This is a genomic window from Mycetocola manganoxydans (assembly GCF_003667545.1).
Lineage (GTDB): Bacteria > Actinomycetota > Actinomycetes > Actinomycetales > Microbacteriaceae > Mycetocola_A > Mycetocola_A manganoxydans.
This window is the reverse complement of sequence record NZ_RCUV01000003.1, coordinates 220734-239445: the sequence shown is the minus strand read 5'-3', so window position 1 is coordinate 239445 and position 18712 is coordinate 220734. Positions and strand designations below refer to the sequence as shown.

20 protein-coding genes are annotated in these 18712 nt (G+C 65.0%); 18 read left to right on the top strand and 2 right to left on the bottom strand.

The features are described from left to right. The first annotated feature begins 90 nt into the window (after positions 1-90). From D9V29_RS03460 to D9V29_RS03445, 4 genes are read left to right on the top strand one after another with little or no spacing between them, the layout of a single operon-like run. On the top strand, positions 91-1221 hold the full coding sequence (locus tag D9V29_RS03460) for a histidinol-phosphate transaminase (protein ID WP_121671926.1): 1131 nt from the start codon (positions 91-93) through the stop codon (positions 1219-1221). A 4-nt stretch (positions 1222-1225) separates the two neighbouring features. Further along, a complete protein-coding gene (locus D9V29_RS03455; RefSeq protein ID WP_121671925.1) occupies positions 1226-2365 on the top strand; it encodes a thiamine pyrophosphate-dependent dehydrogenase E1 component subunit alpha in 1140 nt (379 codons plus the stop codon). 29 nt (positions 2366-2394) lie between these two features. Continuing rightward, the gene (locus D9V29_RS03450; RefSeq protein WP_121672034.1) at positions 2395-3360 is read left to right on the top strand and encodes an alpha-ketoacid dehydrogenase subunit beta; all 966 of its coding nucleotides are present in this window, start codon (positions 2395-2397) and stop codon (positions 3358-3360) included. Between the two features lie 28 nt (positions 3361-3388). Beyond that, positions 3389-4720 carry a dihydrolipoamide acetyltransferase family protein gene (locus tag D9V29_RS03445; RefSeq protein WP_121671924.1) on the top strand — a complete coding sequence of 444 codons (1332 nt, stop codon included), beginning with the start codon at positions 3389-3391 and terminating at the stop codon, positions 4718-4720. A gap of 21 nt (positions 4721-4741) precedes the next feature. On the opposite strand, the gene D9V29_RS03440 is transcribed toward D9V29_RS03445, so the two are convergent. After that, on the bottom strand, positions 4742-5410 hold the full coding sequence (locus D9V29_RS03440; RefSeq protein WP_229790431.1) for a hypothetical protein: 669 nt from the start codon (positions 5408-5410) through the stop codon (positions 4742-4744). Positions 5411-5757: 347 nt separating this feature from the next. On the opposite strand from D9V29_RS03440, the gene D9V29_RS03435 reads away from it, so the two are divergent. From D9V29_RS03435 to D9V29_RS03380, 13 genes are all read left to right on the top strand, one after another. Continuing rightward, a complete protein-coding gene (locus tag D9V29_RS03435) occupies positions 5758-7101 on the top strand; it encodes a quaternary amine ABC transporter ATP-binding protein (protein WP_121671922.1) in 1344 nt (447 codons plus the stop codon). Further along, complete coding sequence (locus D9V29_RS03430) at positions 7101-8015, top strand: ABC transporter permease (RefSeq protein WP_121671921.1); 915 nt, start codon at positions 7101-7103, stop codon at positions 8013-8015. The genes D9V29_RS03435 and D9V29_RS03430 overlap by 1 nt, the downstream gene beginning before the upstream one ends. A gap of 77 nt (positions 8016-8092) precedes the next feature. After that, positions 8093-8989, top strand: a complete 897-nt coding sequence (locus D9V29_RS03425; protein ID WP_121671920.1) for a glycine betaine ABC transporter substrate-binding protein — start codon at positions 8093-8095, stop codon at positions 8987-8989. 203 nt (positions 8990-9192) lie between these two features. Further along, positions 9193-9321, top strand: coding sequence for a hypothetical protein (locus D9V29_RS15085; protein WP_259462882.1), 129 nt, complete (start codon positions 9193-9195; stop codon positions 9319-9321). A 123-nt stretch (positions 9322-9444) separates the two neighbouring features. Continuing rightward, positions 9445-10428, top strand: coding sequence for a metal ABC transporter solute-binding protein, Zn/Mn family (locus D9V29_RS03420; RefSeq protein ID WP_121671919.1), 984 nt, complete (start codon positions 9445-9447; stop codon positions 10426-10428). Continuing rightward, positions 10425-11261, top strand: a complete 837-nt coding sequence (locus D9V29_RS03415) for a metal ABC transporter ATP-binding protein (RefSeq protein ID WP_121671918.1) — start codon at positions 10425-10427, stop codon at positions 11259-11261. Before D9V29_RS03420 ends, D9V29_RS03415 begins: the two co-directional genes overlap by 4 nt. After that, positions 11261-12142: a metal ABC transporter permease gene (locus D9V29_RS03410; protein WP_121671917.1), complete on the top strand. Its 882-nt coding sequence runs from the start codon at positions 11261-11263 to the stop codon at positions 12140-12142. The genes D9V29_RS03415 and D9V29_RS03410 overlap by 1 nt, the downstream gene beginning before the upstream one ends. 21 nt (positions 12143-12163) lie before the next feature. Beyond that, positions 12164-12562, top strand: a complete 399-nt coding sequence (locus D9V29_RS03405; RefSeq protein ID WP_121671916.1) for a Fur family transcriptional regulator — start codon at positions 12164-12166, stop codon at positions 12560-12562. A gap of 170 nt (positions 12563-12732) precedes the next feature. Continuing rightward, positions 12733-12969, top strand: a complete 237-nt coding sequence (gene rpmB / locus D9V29_RS03400) for a 50S ribosomal protein L28 (protein WP_108392276.1) — start codon at positions 12733-12735, stop codon at positions 12967-12969. Then, a complete protein-coding gene (gene rpmG, locus D9V29_RS03395) occupies positions 12969-13136 on the top strand; it encodes a 50S ribosomal protein L33 (RefSeq protein WP_091182394.1) in 168 nt (55 codons plus the stop codon). The genes rpmB and rpmG overlap by 1 nt, the downstream gene beginning before the upstream one ends. 3 nt (positions 13137-13139) lie before the next feature. Then, on the top strand, positions 13140-13445 hold the full coding sequence (gene rpsN / locus D9V29_RS03390) for a 30S ribosomal protein S14 (protein WP_090711643.1): 306 nt from the start codon (positions 13140-13142) through the stop codon (positions 13443-13445). Positions 13446-13750: 305 nt separating this feature from the next. Beyond that, complete coding sequence (locus tag D9V29_RS03385) at positions 13751-14038, top strand: HU family DNA-binding protein (protein ID WP_121671915.1); 288 nt, start codon at positions 13751-13753, stop codon at positions 14036-14038. 117 nt (positions 14039-14155) lie between these two features. Then, entirely contained in the window at positions 14156-16120 is a 1965-nt protein-coding gene (locus tag D9V29_RS03380; RefSeq protein WP_183084897.1) for a bifunctional copper resistance protein CopD/cytochrome c oxidase assembly protein, read from the top strand. Here the strand turns inward: D9V29_RS03380 and D9V29_RS03375 are convergent. Continuing rightward, positions 16117-17250 (bottom strand): hypothetical protein, encoded by a 1134-nt coding sequence (locus tag D9V29_RS03375; protein ID WP_147436211.1) that lies wholly within the window; start codon positions 17248-17250, stop codon positions 16117-16119. The two genes, D9V29_RS03380 and D9V29_RS03375, sit on opposite strands and share 4 nt — an antisense overlap. Positions 17251-17386: 136 nt before the next feature. Here D9V29_RS03375 and D9V29_RS03370 point away from each other — a divergent pair, with 136 nt between their 5' ends. Continuing rightward, positions 17387-18703 (top strand): ATP-dependent DNA helicase, encoded by a 1317-nt coding sequence (locus D9V29_RS03370; RefSeq protein WP_229790432.1) that lies wholly within the window; start codon positions 17387-17389, stop codon positions 18701-18703. The last annotated feature ends 9 nt before the right edge of the window (positions 18704-18712 follow it).

Genomic DNA, 18712 nt, shown 5'->3' with positions numbered 1-18712 from the left:
TGGCGCGAGGGCCCTGGCCGGCAGGCGGCGCGTGCCGACAACTGCGCCAGCATGCCGGTCCCGGAAAACGGTGCTGTCTAGACTCGGTGCGTGACGTTCACCCCAGCAAGTGCCGACGAGCCCGCCGTCGTTCCCGCGGTCAAGCTCCGCCCGGAAATTCTCGCCAGCCCGCCTTACCGGCAGGGCAGACCAGCGGCCGCGGATGCGTTCAAGCTGTCCAGCAACGAAAACCCGTTCCCGCCGCTTGACGGCGTCATCGACGCCGTCGTCGCCTCTGGCGCGTTCAACCGGTACCCGGATGCTTCGGCTCTCGCCTTGCGCGAGGTCCTCGCCGCTCGCACTGGCGTCTCTCCCGAGAACATCCACGTCGGATCCGGGTCGGTCGCGCTCCTCAGCCAGTTCATCGCTGCAGCGGCAGGCCCTGGCGACACGGTCGTCTACCCGTGGCGCTCTTTCGAGGCTTACCCCGGCCTCGTCACCGTGGCGGGAGCGACGAGCGTGCAGGTGCCGAACCGCGCCGACGGATCCCACGACCTCCACGCACTCGCCGCCGCTGTCGACGACACCACCCGTGTCGTGATCGTGTGCTCACCGAACAACCCCACGTCCACCACCGTCAGCGCCGCAGCGTTCGAGGAATTCCTCGCTCGCGTTCCCTCCGACGTGCTCGTCCTCCTCGACGAGGCCTACGCCGAGTTCGTCACGGACGCTGACGCGGTCCAGGGGCTCCGGCTGACCGGCCGGTACCCGAACCTCGTCGTGCTCCGCACCTTCTCCAAGGCCTACGGCCTCGCAGGACTCCGGGTCGGTTGGGCGATCGGGCCGGTCGAGATCCTCGATGCCGCCCGTGCCGCCGCCATCCCGCTCTCGGTGACCCAGCCGGCCCAGGCAGCCGCCCTGGCGTCCCTCGAGCGTGAGGATGAACTCCTCCGCCGGGTCGCCGAACTCGCCGACCGCCGCGACCGGCTTCACGCCGAGCTCACCGCTCAGGGCTGGTTCATCCCCGCGGCACAGGGCAACTTCGTCTGGCTCGCCACCGGTGACGCGACGGATGCCGCCAACGACGCTCTCCTCGCCGGCGGTATCGTCGCCCGCGCGTTCCCGAACTCCGGGATCCGGGTGAGCATCGGTGAAGAAGAATCTGTGGAGAAACTCCTACCGATCACCCAACGAATTGTGGATCTGCTACCAGTGGGGCATCCCGCGAGGCGGTTAGGTTAGAGCAATGGCAGAAACCGAGAACACCTCACCGGCCACTGCCGTGCAGATACTGTCGACAGACGGAACCGTCGCGCCGACGGCATCCGCTGAACCGTACCTGGAGTACCTCAACCGTCTGACAGACGCCGATCACGAGCAGTTCTATCGAGACATGGTGCTCGCCCGGGCATTCGACACCGAAGCGGCAAACCTCCAGCGCCAGGGCCAACTCGCCCTGTGGCCACCGTGCCACGGGCAGGAAGGGGCCCAGGTCGGATCCGGCCGCGCCGCCCGCAGCCAGGACCACATCTTTCCGTCCTACCGGGAGCACGCGGTCGGTCTCGTCCGCGGGGTCGACCTGCTGGGCATCATCGAGGTCATGCGTGGGACCACCCACTCCGGCTGGGACGTGTCCGACCCGTCGAACGGGAATTTCCGCCCGTACACCCTCGTCATCGGAGCTCAGGCACTGCACGCGACCGGTTTCGCCATGGGCGTGAAGTTCGATGGAGACACGGCGACGGGCAACCCCGAGACCGATCAGGCCGTGATGGTCTACTTCGGCGATGGTGCCACGAGCCAGGGTGACGTCAACGAGGCGATGGTCTTCGCCGCGAGCTACCAGACACCCGAGGTCTTCTTCCTGCAGAACAACCACTGGGCGATCAGCGTTCCGGTCACCACGCAGTCGCGAACTCCGCTGTTCCAGCGCGGAAGCGGCTTCGGCATCCCGAGCGTTCAGATCGACGGCAACGATGTTCTCGCCAGTTACGCGGTCACCGCCAAACACCTCGACGACGCCAGGTCCGGGGGAGGCCCGCAGCTGATCGAGGCACTCACCTACCGCATCGGCGCTCACACCACGAGCGATGACCCCACCAAGTACCGCACCCAGGAACTGACCGACTCGTGGATCGCGCGCGATCCGATCGTCCGGTTCGAAGCGTTCCTGCGCGGTCAGGGTGCTGCTAACGCGCTCTTCGAGAGCGTCGCAGCAGAGGCCCGCGATTACGCGTCGGATGTCCGCAAGCGCACCCACGCCATCGCAGACCCCGAGATCGGGCTCATGTTCGACGGCGTCTATTCCGACGATCACCCGCTCATGATCGAGCAGAAACAGTGGCTCGAGCAGTACGAAGCAGCACTGGGCGGTGGTGCCGAGTGAGCGACAGCATCGACAAGACGCTCCAGAGCATGCCGATGGCGAAGGCTCTCAACGCCGGTATGCGCCAGGCGATGGCGAACGATCCCAAAGTCCTGCTCATGGGTGAGGACATCGGAAAACTCGGTGGGGTGTTCCGCATCACCGAGGGTCTCCAGGCCGAGTTCGGTGAGAACCGGGTGCTCGACACCCCTCTCGCCGAGTCGGGGATCATCGGCACGGCGGTCGGCCTCGCGATGCGTGGCTACCGCCCCGTGTGCGAGATCCAGTTCGACGGCTTCATCTATCCCGGCTTCAACCAGATCACGTCGCAACTGGCGAAGCTCACGAACCGCAACGAGGGTTCGCTGCAGATGCCGGTCGTGATCCGGGTGCCGTACGGCGGACACATCGGCGCCGTCGAACACCACCAGGAAAGCCCCGAAGCGTACTTCGCCCACACCGCCGGGTTGCGGTCCGTGAGTCCGTCGACCCCGAACGACGCCTACTGGATGATCCAGGAAGCGATCGCCTCCAACGATCCCGTGATGTTCTTCGAACCGAAGAGCCGGTACTGGCCTAAGGGCGAGGTCGACCTCTCCGGGCCGGCGGCTCCCCTCCACGCGAGCCGCATCGTCCGTCTGGGAACGGATGCCACGCTCGTCGCCCACGGAGCGATGGTGAGCGTTCTGCTCCAGGCCGCCGAACTCGCCGCCGCCGACGGCATCAGCCTCGAAGTCGTCGATCTCCGGTCGATCTCACCGATCGACTACGAGCCACTGCTCGAAAGTGTCCGCAAAACGGGCCGTCTCATCGTCGCGCAGGAAGCGTCCGGGAACGTCTCGGTCGGTTCTGAAATCGCGGCGACCGTTGCCGAGCGCGCGTTCTATTCGCTCGAAGCCCCTGTCCTCCGGGTCTCCGGGTTCGACGTGCCGTTCCCCCCAGCCAAACTCGAGAAGCTCTTCCTGCCAGACGCCGACCGCGTACTCGAAGCGGTCGACCGGGCACTTGCCTACTAGCGTCTCCGTACGCTGAAAGAGAGAAACCATGAGCGAGTTCCAGTTTTTGATGCCGGACGCGGGTGAAGGACTCACCGAAGCCGAGGTCGTGTCGTGGCGCGTCGCCCCAGGCGACACCGTCGAGCTCAACCAGGTGCTCCTCGAGATCGAGACGGCGAAGTCGCTCGTCGAGCTGCCCTCCCCGTACGAGGGCACGGTCTCCGCGATTCTCGTCGAGGAGGGGACGACGGTCGACGTCGGCACTCCCATCATCACCATCAGTGCGGCAGCGGACGAGACTGAACTCGGCGCTCCGGCCACCGCTGCCGTCGGTCCGAGCGATGTCGACGCCGAAGCAGCTGAGGCTGTCGCCGACACCCGCAGCTCGATCGACGAAGAGAAGTCAGGGGCAGTGCTCGTCGGCTACGGCAATGCCGGAGCCGTCACCTCGCGCCGCCGTCGCGCGCGAACGGATGCCGCTCCGCCCGCCGCGCAGGCGGCATCCGCCCCGACACCGTCCGGACCGGTCATCGCGAAACCCCCCATCCGCAAGCTCGCGAAGGACCTCGGTGTCGATCTGCGCCTCGTCGCCGGCACTGGCATCGGGGGAGAGGTCACCCGCGACGACGTGGTGCGCGAAGCCGGCCAGGCCAGCGTGTTCCGCAACATCGAAACACCGGACTGGGCCGAAACCCGCGAGGACCGGATCCCGGTCAAGGGCGTGCGCAAGCAGATCGCCAACGCCATGGTGGAGTCTGCCTTCAAGGCGCCCCACGTGTCGCTCTTCGTCGACGTCGACGCCACCCGCACCATGGAGTTCATCAAACGGCTCAAGAACTCGACGGACTTCGCCGGTGTCAAGGTGTCGCCGCTCCTCATCATGGCCAAGGCCATGATCTGGGCGGTGCGACGCAACCCCACGGTGAACGCCACCTGGACCGACGACGAAATCATCGTGCGGCACTACGTCAACTTCGGGGTCGCAGCGGCAACCCCGCGCGGACTGATCGTTCCGAACGTGAAGGAAGCGCAGTCGATGAGCCTGCTCCAGCTGGCCCAATCGCTCGAGCAACTGACGCTCACCGCTCGCGACGGCAAGACACCACCCGCCGACCAGCAGGGCGGAACGATCACCGTCACCAACATCGGTGTGTTCGGTATGGATACCGGAACCCCGATCCTCAACCCGGGCGAGGTCGCGATCGTCGCACTCGGCACCATCAAGCAGAAGCCGTGGGTCGTCGACGGTGAGGTGCGCCCACGTTTCGTCACCACCCTGGGTGCGTCGTTCGACCACCGGGTCGTCGACGGTGACGTGGCGTCCCGGTTCCTCGCCGATGTCGCGTCGATCATCGAAGAGCCCGCACTGCTCCTGGACTAGGAGCGACGACGGCGCAGGCGATCAGAAGTCGAAGCCGCCCCCGAAGTCACCGCCGCCGAAGTCTCCGCCGCTTCCACCGAAGTCGCTGCCGCCGCCGAAGTCTCCGCCGCTTCCGCCGAAATCGGAACCCCCGGCGTCGCCGGAGTAGTCGCCACCGGCATCCGCTCCTGCTTCGCCGCCGGTCTCGCCACCGAACATGCCGGGCATGAACGCCCCCATGAGTGACGTGGCGATGAAGTACCCGGCGACGGTGCCGAGCAGTGAACCGCCGACCATGCTCCCGAAGCTCGGCCCGGCCATCGTGCGCTCCATCGTTCCCGGCTGACGAAGCTCCGACCGCGTCGCGGCCTGCGCGAGCGAGTGCGGGTCATCGCCACGCGGTGCGTCCCCGGCGGGAGCGTCAGCACTCAACTGCTGGAACAGCAACCGCCGCTGCTCGGGCGTCAGTCGCTGGAACGCCTCTTCGTGCGCTTGCTCGATCGCTTCGGGCGGAGCCGTGCGGAGCAGATAGCGGTAGCGTTCCACGGCGATCTCGTCGTCACTGCGTTGCTGCTGCGGAACATACTGCCTGCGCTCAGGCTCGGGCTGCTGCGTTCCGAATAGCCTGTCGAAAAAGCCCATGATCTGCTCCAGAGGTCGCGCGGTCGGGACGTTCAGTTTACGAACGGATGCCGTCGGCGCGCCAGCCACTGACCACGCGATCCCCGGCCGCAACAAGCCCCCGAATCGGCTTCGCCAACCCTCTCTGATAGGGTCGGTTACGGCCAAGACGGCCCAAACACTAGTCCGCGACCGGGTGTGACACAGCAATGTCGCTCACCCGGGCGTATGGTCCTGTGACGTTGGAGACGGCCCCATGGCTGTGCCGGCACAACCCCGATTCGCTGCTGATGTCTTCGTCGCAGCTTGATGTGCGGGTTCGTGCATTCGTCCCTGACCCGGTCGTAACTACGAGAATGCCGCGTGGCACATCGTTCCCCTGCACCGGGACAGTCGTTTTACACGACAGCGAGACACTGCGCGCGCACGGAGAAAACGTGACCGACACTGCCCTCGAGGTAAGCAACGTCTACAAGGTATTCGGAAAGAAACCGCGCGACGTCGTCAAGCGGCTGAAGGCGGGCGCCGCCAGAAACGACCTCACAGCCCTCGGAACAGCCGCCGTGATCGACGCCTCGTTCGAGGTCAAAAAGGGCGAGATCTTCGTCGTCATGGGGCTCAGCGGCTCGGGTAAATCCACGTTGATCCGCATGCTCAACGGACTGTGGGAACCGACCGCAGGAACCGTGACCATCTCAGGATCCGCGATCAGCGGCATCCCAGCGAAAGCACTTCGTGACGTGCGCCGCAAGAAGATCTCGATGGTGTTCCAGCATTTCGCACTCCTCCCGCACCGCACGGTCCTCGACAACGCCGCATACGGTCTCGAGGTCCAGGGTGTTCCCCTCGCCGAGCGCCGTGAGCGCGCGCAGAACATCGTCAACCGCGTCGGACTCTCCGGCTGGGAAGAGAAGATGCCTAGCGAGCTCTCCGGCGGAATGCAGCAGCGCGTCGGCCTGGCCCGCGCCCTCGCATCGGACACAGACATCCTGCTGATGGACGAGGCGTTCTCCGCCCTCGACCCCCTGATCCGCCGTGAAATGCAGGAACAGCTCGTCGACCTGCAGCACGAGCTCGGCAAGACCATCATCTTCATCACCCACGACCTCAACGAAGCCATGTTCCTCGGTGACCGCATCGCTGTCATGCGCGACGGTCGCATCGTCCAGGTCGGCACTCCGGATGAGATCCTGACCGACCCGGCGAACGATTACGTCGCCCAGTTCGTCCAGGACGTCGACCGGGCACGCGTGCTCACCGCAGCAGGCGTGATGGAGCCGGCGCGGTCCGTCGTCTCCGGATCTGCCGGACCTCGTGCCGCCCTCCGCACGATGCGCGACACGCAGGCATCCTCGGCATTCGTCGTCGGAAACGGCCGCAAGCTCCTCGGCGTCGTGCACGACGTCGACGTGCTCAAACAGGTCAAAGCGGGAAACCCCGACCTCATGGCCGTCGTCCGCAACGACCCCGCGACCGTCGGACCCGAGCAGTACCTCGTCGACCTGTTCGAGCCCGCCGCGGAGAGTCACCTGCCCGTTGCCGTCGTCGACGACAAGGGCCGCCTGCTTGGCGCCATTCCGCGCGTGACGCTCCTCGCAGCCCTCGCCAACGTTCCCACCACCACCGGTGAGAACCACATCATCGAATCCACCGCGACGGTAGCCGTCGAAGTGATCACCCAGACCCTCCGCGAAACCGCCGGTCTGACCGACGAAGTCGAGATGACGCGCCCTGCGTACGCCGACGATGTCGAGACCGCGAAAGAAGGAAGCTTCAACTGATGGACATCCGCATTCCGCTCGGTACCTGGGTCGAGGACTTCGTCGACTGGCTCACCGGCTGGGCCCAGCCCTTTTTTGATGTGCTTCGCAGCATCTTTCTCGGCGCGTACGACCTCGTCAACCTCGTCTTCCAGTCGCCCCCGTTCTGGGTGATCATCCTCGTGGTCGCCGCCCTTGCCTTCCTCGCCAAGGGCTGGAAACTCGCGGTCGGCGTCATTCTCGGGTTCACGCTGATCCTTGTGGTCAACCAGTGGGAGAACGCGATGGACACCCTGTCGCTCGTTCTCGTCGCCAGTCTCATTGCCGTCATCATCAGCGTGCCCCTTGGCATTCTGGCGGCCGGCTCGGATACGGCCTCGAGGATCCTCAAGCCGATCCTCGACTTTTTGCAGACGATGCCCGCTCTCGTCTACCTGATCCCCGCGTTGATCCTGTTCCGCGTCGGCGTTGTCCCCGGCATCGTCGCGACGATCGTCTTCGCCATGGCTCCCGGCGTGCGCCTGACCGAACTCGGCATCCGCGGCGTCGACAAGGAAGTTGTCGAGGCGGGCCACGCCTTCGGCTCATCGCCGTTCCGCATTCTGCGCCAGATCCAGCTCCCCCTTGCTCTCCCGAGCATCATGGCCGGTGTCAACCAGGTCATCATGCTGTCGCTCTCGATGGTCGTCATCGCCGGAATGGTCGGCGCTGGCGGACTCGGCGGCGAGGTCGTCGCAAGCCTCAACCGCCTCGACATCGGGCTCGGCTTCGAAGCCGGACTCTCCGTCGTCATCCTGGCCATCGTGCTCGACCGCCTGACCGCATCCCTCGGAGTCCGCAGGAAGCGGACCAGAAAGACGGATGCCGCAGCGCCCGCCGCCGACGAGACATCCGTTTCGCAGAAAGACGAGCAGCTCGTCGCCGCCAGCGCCTGATTCCCCCCAAAAACTTCGGGCGTCGGGTCCCTAACCCGTCGGCCGTTGAGTCCAATCGACAGCAACGAGAGGAACACATGAAGAAGCACAACAAGATCGCAATCGCAGCACTCGCAACCGCAGGCCTGATCGGTCTCGCCGGCTGCGCCAGCCCGGAGGCGGGCTCAGGTTCTGCCGACGGCGGAGAGAAGACCGACCTCACCCTCGCCGTCTTCAACGGCTGGGACGAAGGAGTCGCCACCAGCTGGCTCTGGAAGACCATTCTTGAAGACGAGGGCTACTCGGTCGAGCTCGAGTACGCCGACCCCGCTCCCGTCTTCGAAGGCCTGAAGTCCGGTGACTACGACTTCACCACCGACGTCTGGATGCCCAAGACCCACGCGGCATACCTCGAGACCTACGGCGAAGACATCGTCGAGCTCGGCGCGTGGAACGACGAGTCCAAGCTCACGCTCGCCGTGAACGAAGACGCACCGATCGACTCCATCGAGGAGCTCGCTGACAACGCCGACCTCTTCGGCAACCAGATCGTCGGCATCGAGCCCGGCGCCGGCCTCACCGCCGCGATGGAGAACGACGTCATCCCCGGCTACGGCCTCGACGGCATGGACTTCGTCACGTCGTCCACCGCTGCGATGCTGACCGAGCTCAAGAGCGCCACGGACAAGGGCGAGAACGTCGTCGTCACCCTCTGGGAGCCGCACCGCGCCTACGCCCAGTTCCCGCTCAAGAACCTCGAAGACCCCGAGGGTCACTTCGGCGCCACCGAGAGCCTCTACAGCTACGGAAGCACCGACTTCGCCGAGTCCTCCCCGAAGGCCGCCGGCTACCTCGAAAACTTCGAGATGGACAGTGAAACCCTGATGTCGCTCGTCCAGGCGATGTTCATCGACTACGAGGGTGACGACTACGCCCCCGTCGTCGAGCAGTGGATCGAAGACAACCAGGACTACGTCGACGGACTCACCTCCTAACCCGACGAACCCGACGAACCCGCGAACGCCGGGGTGAGAATTCTCACCCCGGCGTTTGTTGTTTCCGGGGGCACTCGCCCCGCACCGCGTCGCTTCCCCGCGACGGACGAAAGGCACACCATCAAGAACAGCACCACACCTACGCGGCGAACGACTTCAGCGAGAACTCGCCGACGGCCGCCGGCTGGATCGAGAACTTCGAGATGGACCTCGACACGCTGTACTCACTCGAGAAGGTGCTCTTCGTCGACTATGACGGCGACGACTACGCGCCGATCGTCGAGAAGTGGATCGAAGACAACCAGGACTACGTCGACGGACTGACCTCTTAAGCGTCGTTCGCGAGTTGCCCGGCTTCGCGGGTTATCCAGCCCCGGCACCCGCGAGAGCGTGCAACTCGCGTTCCTCCTCGCTCTCGGATTGATAACCGTTATCATTACGGGTAACGTGAACCCGTGAACACTCGACTCCGCGCCCTCGTGCTCCTGCCCGCCGCAGCCCTCGTTTTGAGCGGATGCTCCACCGCAGCGACGGATGCACCCGCCGAGCCGACCGGCATCCGGGTGGTGTCTTCGACCAACGTGTACGGAAGCATCGCCTCCGCGATCGGCGGGGAACACGTGGACGTGACGAGCATCATCGACTCGGGGGCCCGTGATCCGCACAGCTACGAGGCGAGCGCGCAGGACCAGCTCGCGGTCTCGAAAGCGGATGTCGTGATCGAAAACGGCGGGGGTTACGACCCGTTCATCGACACGCTCGTCGACGCTGCAGGCTCCGACGACGTCGAGATGGTGAACGTCGTCGACCTGTCCGGCCAGGCGCCCGTCGACGCGCACAGTGACGAGGATCACGCACACGAAGAGGGCGAAGACCACGCACACGCAGAGGGCGAAGAGCACGAGCACATCGACGGGCTCAACGAGCACGTCTGGTACGACCTCGCGGCGGCTGACGCCCTCGCCAGCACGCTCGCCCACGTCTTTTCGCATCTCGATGAGGAGAACGCCACCGTGTTCGCCGAGAACTACGCAAACTTCTCCGAGGAGATCGCCGCCCTCACCGCCTCAACCGACGAGCTCAAGTCGGAGTTCGACGGAACCAGCGTCGCGGTGACCGAACCCGTCCCGCTGTACCTGCTCGAGGCATCCGGCCTGGTCAACGTCATTCCCGAGGAGTTCAGCTCCGCCATCGAAGAAGGGGCGGATGTGTCGCCGGCGAGCCTGCGCGACGCCCTCGCGGTGTTCGACGCCAGTGACATTGCCCTGCTCGCCTACAATGAGCAGACGAGCAGCCCGCAGACCGAGCAGGTCCGCGATGCCGCCGAGAAGGATGCCGTCCCCGTCGTGTCCTTTGCGGAGACACTTCCTGACGGTGAGGACTATGTGAGCTGGATGACCAAGAACATCGCCGCGATCGCGGACGCCCTCCGCTCGTGACAGCGGTCCCCACCGGCCACCGCCACCCCAGCAACCCCGTTCTCAGCCTGAAGGATGCGGCGCTCGGCTTCGGGGACCGCGTGCTCTGGGACAACCTCACACTCGACGTCTGCGCTGGCGAATTCCTCGCCGTTCTCGGCCCGAACGGGTCAGGCAAGACAAGCCTCCTCAAGACGATTCTCGGCCAGCAGGCCCTCGATACCGGCTCAATCCGGTTCGACGGACACGCTGTGCGCCGCGGTGACCGGCGGATCGGCTACATCCCCCAGCAGAAGCTCATCCCGGGCGGTACTCCGATGCGCGGTCGGGACCTCGTTGCCCTCGGCGTGAACGGGCACCGGTTCGGGCTGCCCGTCAGCCGCGGCGCTGAACGGCGCCAGGTCGACGCGCTGCTCGAATCCGTCGGGGCATCCGGCTACGCCGACGAGCCCGTCGGCAACCTCTCCGGTGGTGAGCAACAGCGGTTGCGGGTCGGTCAGGCCCTCGCGGGCGACCCCCGGATGCTGCTCTGTGACGAACCGCTGCTCAGTCTCGATCTTCAGCACCAGCGCGGTGTCTCCGAACTCATCGATCGCCGCCGTCGCGATCACGGTACTCCGGTGGTCTTCGTCACCCACGACGTGAACCCGGTGCTCGGGATGGTCGACCGCATCCTCTACCTCGCCGGTGGCCAGTTCCGGGAGGGCACCCCGGACGAGGTGTTGCGCAGCGAGGTTCTCACCGAGCTGTACGGCACGCCCGTCGATGTTCTCCGCACGGGCGGTCGCGTGGTCGTCGTCGGGATCCCCGATAGTGAGACGCACCACCATCACCACGGTCACGGGGAGAACTGATGCCGCCCTGGAAGCTCGCGAGCGCCGTCGACGACGGAATCTGGTCGCGCCTGTTCAACTTCGAGAACTACGGCGAACTCCTCGGGCTCGTGCAGAACTCGATCCTCGCCGGAGCGATCCTCGGTGTCGTCGGCGGCCTCATCGGTGTCTTCGTCATGCAGCGGGACATGGCGTTCGCCGTGCACGGCATCAGCGAACTGTCGTTCGCCGGTGCCGCCGCCGCGCTCCTCTTCGGCTTCAATGTCGTCGCCGGCTCTTTGGCCGGAGCGCTCGCCGCGTCCATAGCGATCGGCCTGCTCGGATCGAAAGCCCGGGACCGGAATTCGATCATCGGCGTGCTCATGCCGTTCGGGCTCGGCCTCGGCATCCTCTTCCTCGCGCTGTATCCGGGTCGAAGCGCCAACAAGTTCGGCCTGCTCACGGGCCAGATCATCTCCGTCGACGATCCCCAGTTGACCTGGCTGAGTGTCATCAGCCTCATCGTGCTCGTGGGACTCCTGCTGATCTGGCGCCCCCTGAGCTTCGACAGCCTCGACGCGGACGTCGCTGCCGCCAGGGGCGTTCCGACCCGGTTCGTGTCGCTCGCCTTCATGGTGCTGCTCGGACTGATCATTGCCGTCTCCGTCCAGATCATCGGTGCCCTGCTCGTTCTCGCCCTCGTCGTGACGCCCGCTGCGGCCGCTCTCCGGCTCTCCGCCTCGCCGATCGTCGTGCCGGTGATCGCGATGCTCTTCGGTTTCGTGTCCGCCGTCGGCGGCATCCTCCTGGCGATCGGCGGGTCCTTGCCGATCAGCCCGTACATCACGACGATCTCGTTCGTGCTGTACCTCATCGCACGAGTCGTCGGCCTCCGGACCCGGCCCCGTGCCGGGCTACGCTAGAGCTGAGCGAGGCGGTGGAGCATGACAGTGAAGAGAAACACCTGGCAGCGTGAAGCTGTGCGGGAGGCACTCGATTCCCGCGACGGTTTCGTCAGTGCACAGGGCCTGCACCAGGGGCTTCGCGATGCCGGATCCCATATCGGTCTTGCCACCGTCTACCGCACTCTCGCCGACCTGGCGAATGTCGGAGAAGCGGATTCCCTGCAGTCCCCTGAGGGGGAGAGCCTCTACCGTGCCTGCGCGTCGACCGGTCACCATCACCACCTGATCTGCCGCAATTGCGGGCTCACGGTCGAGATCGCCGCCACCGAAGTCGAGGTCTGGGCGAAGAAGACCGCCTCCGATCACGGTTTCACGGATGCCCGTCATGTCGTCGACATCTTCGGTCTCTGCCCGGCCTGCACCGCGGCATCCGCCTGAGCCCGTTCGCGGGCGAGCCGATATTCCTGTACGCTAGACCCTTGGCTGAGTGGGCACCTCCCACTCGGATCGCACAAACAACCCCCCTGTAGTGAAATGCGGGTGGTTTGCGTGTGCCGACAAGAGATCTTGGGCAGGGCGAGAGTCCTGCGGTACTGAAGGAGAGAACCATGGCAGCAACCTGCCAGGTGACCGGAGCCATTCCCGGCTTCGGACACAACATTTCGCACTCGCACCGGCGCACGAAGCGTCGCTTCGACCCGAACGTGCAGAAGAAGACGTACTTCGTACCGTCGCTTCGCCGTAACGTCACGCTCACGCTGAGCGCCAAGGGCATCAAGGTCATCGATGCTCGCGGAATCGAGTCCGTCGTCAAGGACCTCCTGGCGCGTGGGGAGAAGATCTAATGGCTAAGGCACAGGACGTACGTCCGATCATCAAGCTTCGTTCGACGGCAGGAACCGGTTACACCTACGTGACCAAGAAGAACCGTCGCAACAACCCCGACCGTCTCGTGCTCAAGAAGTACGACCCCGTAGTGCGCAAGCACGTTGAATTCCGAGAGGAGCGCTAAGCCATGGCTAAGAAGAGCATGATCGCGAAGAACAACCAGCGCAAAGTTATCGTTGAGCGTTACGCGGCAAAGCGCCTCGAGCTGAAGAAGGCCCTCGTGGACCCGAACGGCACCGACGAGTCGCGCGAAGCCGCTCGCCTCGGCCTGCAGAAGCTTCCCCGCAACGCATCACCGGTGCGCCTGCGCAACCGTGACGCTGTCGACGGACGCCCCCGCGGCCACCTCTCGAAGTTCGGCATCTCGCGTGTCCGCTTCCGTGACATGGCGCACAAGGGTGAACTGCCCGGCATCACCAAGTCGAGCTGGTAACACCAGATTCTCCGTTCTAACGGGTGTCTGCCTTCGGGCAGGCGCCCGTTGGTCGTTAAACAACGAGTTCCGCGAAAAGACGCGGAATTTCGCTCTCGGCGTGATTCTGGACCCGAAATGGGTGCAAACAGCGTCTGATGCTGTGACACGCCGGAGAAAAACCGGCCACATGGCCCGTATTTCCGCGAGATCATGCGGAACTCTGGTACATTCGAGGCGGTCAGACAGACCGGCTCGTGTGCAGTATCGGCTCGGGCACGTAATGAAACAGGCTGTAGAAAGCAAAGTCCGAGGAGGACAACTCAATGGCTGATAAGTCGCTTAACAAGACCGAGCTCGTTGCAAAGATCGCATCAGAGACGAACCAGAGCCAGGCGACCGTAGGCGGCGTCCTCGACTCGCTGTTCGCCGTTCTCGCTGACTCCGTCAGCAACGACGTCAAGGTCACCATTCCGGGATGGCTCGCTGTCGAGCGCACCGCCCGCGCAGCCCGCACCGGTCGCAACCCGCAGACCGGCGCCGAGATCCAGATTCCTGCCGGTCACTCGGTCAAGGTTTCGGCTGGATCGAAGCTCAAGGCTGCCGCAAAGTAGTCGACTTCGACGGGGGATGCCGCGCATAGCGTGGCATCCCCCTTCTGTCGTTAACGGCTCCATCGACCATCAGCGGTCCCGGAGGTTGGCGGGCATGCTGCACCGTAGGCTGGAGTCGTGCTTCGAGTAACCCGGATCGTCGGCCCTGCCCTCCTCGTCGCCGTCGCCCTCCTGGTTCTTCTGATCGGGCTGGCCTACGGCGGTGGAGCAAACGAACGACCCATCGGTGACCCCGGTGCTCTGGTCCGGTTCGGGTTGCCGATCGCCAAACTCTTCGTCAATCTCGGCGCTGCGGTCACGCTCGGCGCCATTGTTCTCGCGCTGTTCGCCCTGTCCCCGAAGAAGGACGAATACAATCGCGCGCTCGACATCGCGGCATCCGGAGCAGCGGTGTACACGGTCGCAGCAGGCGCCACCGGATTCTTCACCTTCCTCAACGTCACCGGAACGGCGATCACATTCGACGACCAGTTCGGCGCGAAACTGGGTCTGTTCTTCAGCGATGTCGAACTCGGGCAGGCCTGGCTGGCAACGACGCTCATCGCGGCAACTCTCACGGTTCTGTGCTTCGCCGTGCGGGGACAGATCCTCATGGTGTTCGTCGGAGTGCTCGCCCTCGTCTCCTTCGTGCCCATGGCGCAGCAGGGGCACGCGGCCGGGACCGCCGGGCACGATGCCGCCGTCACCTCGCTCGGTCTTCACGTTGTGTTCGCTGCCATCTGGCTCGGCGGTCTGGTCACCATCGTCCTGATCCGGAAAACGCTGGAGTCCGGCCGTCTCGTTGCTGTCATCTCGCGGTATTCGAGCCTGGCGCTCGTGGCCTTCATCGTCGTGGCGGTGTCGGGATACGCAAGTGCTGAACTCCGGATCGGTTCCCTCGACCGGCTCCTGACCCCGTACGGCGTACTCGTGCTCGGCAAGGTGGCCGTGCTGATCGCGATCGGCCTGTTCGGCGCAGCCCAGCGCAACTGGCTGATCAAGAAGATGCAGTCGTCGCAAAAGGTCATCAGCGGATACTTCTGGTGGATCGTCGTCGCAGAACTCGGGTTCATGGGAGTCGCGTCCGGTCTTGCTGCCGCACTCGCGAGAACGGCGACTCCGGTCCCCGAGGAGCTCGCGGTAACACCGACCGCGGCCGAACTGCTGACCGGCGAACCGCTTCCCCCGGAACTCACCTTCGCCCGCTACTTCACGAGCTGGGACATCGACCTGATCTGGCTGCTCGTCACGGCCTTCGGCATCTTCTTCTACCTCGCCGGCGTTGTGCGGCTCAAGCGACGCGGTGACCGCTGGCCGATCCACCGCACGATCTTCTGGGTCGCGGGACTCCTCGTGCTCTTCTACCTGACGAACGGTGGCATCGCGGCGTACCAGGACTACCTGTTCAGCGTGCACATGCTGGGCCACATGGGTCTGACCATGGTGGTGCCCGTCCTTCTCGTGCCTGGCGCCCCGGTGACGCTCGCCATGCGCGCGGTCGAGAAGCGGGAAGACGGTTCACGCGGTCCGCGCGAGTGGATCCTGCTTGCCGTTCACTCGAAGTTCGGCACCGTGCTCGCCAACCCGCTCGTCGCTGCCCTGCTCTTTGCCGGGTCGCTGTGGATCTTCTACTACTCACCGCTGTTGCGGTGGGCGATGACCGACCACATCGGGCACGAGTGGATGATCGTGCACTTCGTGCTCACCGGCTACCTGTTCGTTCAGTCGCTCATCGGGGTGGACCCGGTCCCGTACCGGCTGTCGTACCCGTTGCGACTACTGCTTCTACTCGCGACCATGGCCGCGCACGCGTTCTTCGGTCTCGCCATCATGTCCAATGTCGGGCTGTTCCTCGCCGACTGGTTCGGAGCGATGGGCCGCACCTGGGGTCCTCCGCCTATGGTCGACCAGCAGATCGGCGGTGGTATCGCCTGGAGCCTGGGTGAACTGCCGACAATTGCTCTCGCCATCACCGTCGCTATTCAGTGGAGCCGGTCGGACACACGTGAGCAGAAGCGGCACGACCGCAATGCCGACAGGACGGATGACGCCGAACTCAGGGAATACAACGAGCAGCTCGCCCGGATGGCGGCCAGGGACTAGCGCTCGGAGTTGCCGTCTTCCGCGATGGTGACCTCCACGGTGCCGTCGGACATGACGTACGCGTTTCCGATCATGGAGAACGGCACATCTTCGTCATAACGGGTGATCGTTCCGTCGAAGAGCGACTGCACGTCCGCGCGGAGGTGGGCGTCGCCCGTGACCGTCGGGATCACCCAGGAGTCGGTGCCGGCTTCGAGCGAGATTTCGGGATAGTCCTCGAACGACCAGATGGGGTCGCCCTGGATGCGGTCATCGACGACGATTCCGAACGGGCACCCGGTGGGCTGCAGCACCTTCTGCTCGGCACAGGCGTCGAGTTCCGCGTTGACCGCCTCCTGCGCCGCGGCGACGAGGTCCTCCGTCGGTTCTGCGGTGACGGCGGCTTCGTGAACCCGGCTGGGTACGTCGACGAGTACCGACTCGGGTTCCGAACTGACGAACTCGCTCGTCGACTCGAACACGTACTCGCCCGGGGTGAAGACCTGCACGTTGACGATGTTGTCGAACGAGGGTGCTGTCTGGCCGCTGATCGACCGGGTGTCGAGGTCGAAACCGTTCGCCGAGAACACGGAGGCGTGGTCGATGGCGAGGTTCACGACCGCGAGCGGGCTTTGCTCGAACGTCCAGGTCGGGATGAGCGGAAACCGGGTCCCCTCCCGTTTGACGAGGAAGGTCGATTCCCCGTAGGTTCCGTTGCTCTCGAACGACCAGGTCACCGCGTGGACGCCGTCGCCCTCGTCGACGTCTTCGAGCTGCGCGAGTTCGGTGATCTCCGGCAGCACTGCTTTACGCAACAGCGCGTTGCTGCTGGTTTCGGGAAGTCCGGCCGCCTTGAGTTCCGGTTTGTCGAGAGCGACGCCGGGGATACGCAGCGCAGACGCGGCATCCTTCTCCTGAAGTTTGCTGAGGTAGTTCCCGACGAAAGCTCCTGCGCCGTAGACGTCGCGGTTGAGGGCACCGAGCGCTGCGAAGGCTGCGGCGATGAGCATCGTTCCCACGACTGCCCAGGTGATGGTCGCCCGCGTGCGCTCCGACATCGACTGCTTCTGTTCCGGCGCCGACGGTTCTTGCTGAGTCGGCGGTGCGCTCTGGTGGGGGTGCATCGGGGCGGGGGTGGGGGGCTGACTCACGCAGCTATCCTATGGCGACCTCACCGGTTCGCTCATCCGGGTCGCCGGAGTAACCGGATGCTCCTCCACAGCGCGTACGCCTCCCGCGGCCGCGGCGAATACGATGGATAGTTCAGCGAACATTCCGAAGGTAGACGTGACGAACCCCCAGCCGGCCATCGAGCTCTCCCCTGAGCAGCAGTCCGTCTTCGACCGGATCGAGGGCACGCGGGAACACGTTTTCGTCACCGGGCGGGCAGGAACCGGCAAGTCGACGCTGCTCAACCACCTGGCCTGGCAGACCGAGAAGCAGATCGTCATCTGCGCCCCGACCGGCGTTGCCGCGCTCAACGTGGGTGGGCAGACCATCCACTCGCTGTTCCGGCTCCCGATCGGACTCATCGCCGACCACGACATCGACCAGAACGACCAGGTCCGCAAGCTTCTCAACACCATCGATACGCTCGTCATCGACGAGGTCTCGATGGTGAACGCCGATCTCATGGATGCCATCGACAGGAGCCTGCGCCAGGCGCGGCAGCGCAGGCACGAACCGTTCGGCGGTGTCCAGGTCGTTCTGTTCGGAGACCCGTACCAGCTCGCGCCGGTGCCGGGGCAGGGTGAGGAACGGAACTACATCGCCGATACGTACCGCTCGTTCTGGTTCTTCGACGCCCGCGTCTGGCAGGAGGCGACGCTCAACATCATCGAGCTCACCGAGATCCACCGGCAGTCAGACGCCGACTTCAAATACATGCTCAACGCCGTTCGGCACGGACAGGTCACCGCGCAGATAGCCGGAGCCCTCAACACCATGGGAGCGCGGACCCCACCGGACGACGGCACGATCACCCTCGCCACGCGCAACGACATCGTCAACCGGATCAACGCGGCCGCGCTGGCGAAGCTGCCCGGCCGGGCGCTGAAGGCCAACGCCGAGGTCAGTGGTGATTTCGGCAAGTCGGCGTACCCCGCAGACGAGACCCTCGAACTCAAGGTCGGCGCCCAGGTCATGTTCCTGCGCAACGACACCGGCGGTGGGGGCGAAGGCCAGCGCTGGGTCAACGGCACGATCGGCCGCGTCACCAAGATCGACACCAATGTGTACGTGGACCTCGACGGTGAGATCGTCGAAGTCGAACCCGTCGTGTGGGAAAAGTACCGGTACAGCTACATCGCGGCGACGAAGCAGCTCAAGAAGGACATCGTCGCCGAGTTCACCCAGTTCCCGCTCCGGCTGGCCTGGGCGGTCACCATCCACAAGTCCCAGGGCAAGACCTACGACAGCGCGATCGTCGACCTCGGTTCGCGCGCGTTCAGCCCCGGCCAGACCTACGTCGCGCTCAGCAGGCTGACGTCGCTCGATGGGCTCTACCTCACCCGGCCGCTGCGACCCAGTGACATCCTCGTCGACCCGGACGTCGAGCGATTCATGCGGTTCGATCGCCCCGAGCCGCTCCCGCCCGGCGCTTGACCGAAAACC